General features: G+C 74.7%; 1 protein-coding gene. It reads right to left on the bottom strand.

Annotated elements, in window-relative coordinates; genetic code table 11:
* A partial coding sequence (locus AB8Z36_RS41135) for a sensor histidine kinase (RefSeq protein ID WP_369218445.1) occupies window positions 1–858 on the bottom strand: 858 nt, incomplete at both ends.

The following is an 858-nucleotide window of genomic DNA, read 5'->3' as shown; positions in this document are numbered from 1 at the left end:
GTCCTTGGCGGTGTCGGGGACCCCGGGGCCCCGGTCCACCACGCGGACCTCCACGCGCTCGCCCAGCGCGCTCGCGGAGACCTTGACGGGCTGGCCATCGGGGGCGTACTTCACGGCGTTCTCGACGACGTTGGCCACCGCGCGCTCCAGCAGGCCCTTGTCCACGGCGACCATCGGCAGGGTCTCGGGCACGTCGAGCTCGGCGCTGCCGTCGGGGACGCCGCCGAGCGCCATGGGGACGACCTCGTCCAGGTCGATCTCCCTGATCAGCGGGGTCACGGTGCCGGTCTGGAGGCGCGACATGTCGAGCAGGTTGCCCACCAGGTGCTCCAGGCGGTCGGCGCCGTCCTCGATGCCCGCGAGCAGCTCGGCCTCGTCCTCCTGCGACCACTCGACGTCGTCGGAGCGCAGCGAGGACACCGCCGCCTTGATGCCCGCGAGAGGCGTACGGAGATCGTGGCTGACGGCGGCGAGCAGCGCGGTGCGGATGCGGTTGCCCTCGGCGAGGGCGCGGGCCCTGTCGGCCTCGGACTGGAGGCGCTGGCGGTCCAGGACGACGGCCGCCTGGGCGGCGAACGCGGCGAGGACGCGGCGGTCGGCGGCGGGCAGGACCCGGCCGGTCAGGGCGAGCGCCATGTGGTCGCCCACGGGCACGTCCACGTCGGCGTCCTCGGGGCGGGCCGGGGTGCGGCCGTCGCCGACGCTGCCCGCGCAGGTCCAGGGGTCGGTGTCGCCCGCCCGTTCAAGGAGCGCCACGGAGTCCATGGCGAAGGTCTCGCGGACCCGCTCCAGGAGGGCGTCCAGGCTGGTCTCGCCGCGCAGGACGCTGCCCGCGAGGAAGGACAGTATCTCCGACTC

The organism is Streptomyces flavofungini, assembly GCF_041028215.1.
Taxonomy (GTDB): Bacteria; Actinomycetota; Actinomycetes; order Streptomycetales; family Streptomycetaceae; genus Streptomyces; species Streptomyces flavofungini_B.
This window is presented reverse-complemented; position numbering and strand designations above follow the sequence as displayed.